1 protein-coding gene is annotated in these 472 nt (G+C 69.3%); it reads left to right on the top strand.

What is annotated here, in order from left to right; genetic code table 11:
- A partial coding sequence (locus tag NBZ85_RS31740; RefSeq protein ID WP_261563494.1) for a hypothetical protein occupies positions 1 to 472 on the top strand: 472 nt, incomplete at both ends.

Raw genomic sequence — 472 nt, 5'->3', positions numbered from 1 at the left:
GGCGCTTCCGGATGCGGAGACCGAGGAGACGATGCGCAAGCTGGTGACCGGCGTCACCCTGCGCCCGGCCCTGACACTGACCCAGCAGGTCGACGCGCTGCCCTTCCGCATCGGCGACATGGCCGGGTTCCGGCCGGTGCGCGTGATGGCGGGCAATTCGGTCCTGCTCACCGCGGGTCCGAAGGACCAGATGCAGAACCTGGAACAGCCGATCCTGGTCCTCGCCCAAGCCGTCCAGCAGCCACCCACCGCCGAGCAGCGGGACGGCTTCGCCCGGGCGGCCCTGGCCTCCAACCAGACCATGAAGGACTTCGTGATCGAGCGCGCGCAGAGCTACCGCTCGAACGGAGTCGACTGGCACGAGATCGTCGCCCGGGCCGTCGACATGCCCACCAACGTGCCCGTGGTCGTCTCGCAGACGATCCGATTCAACCCGGACGGCTATCTGCGGGCCCTGGGCGTGGTCCGAGAG

It is taken from the genome of Frankia tisae (assembly GCF_025403405.1).
Lineage (GTDB): Bacteria > Actinomycetota > Actinomycetes > Frankiales > Frankiaceae > Frankia > Frankia tisai.
The sequence above is the reverse complement of the archived record's forward strand: the minus strand, read 5'-3'. Positions and strand labels throughout refer to the sequence as shown.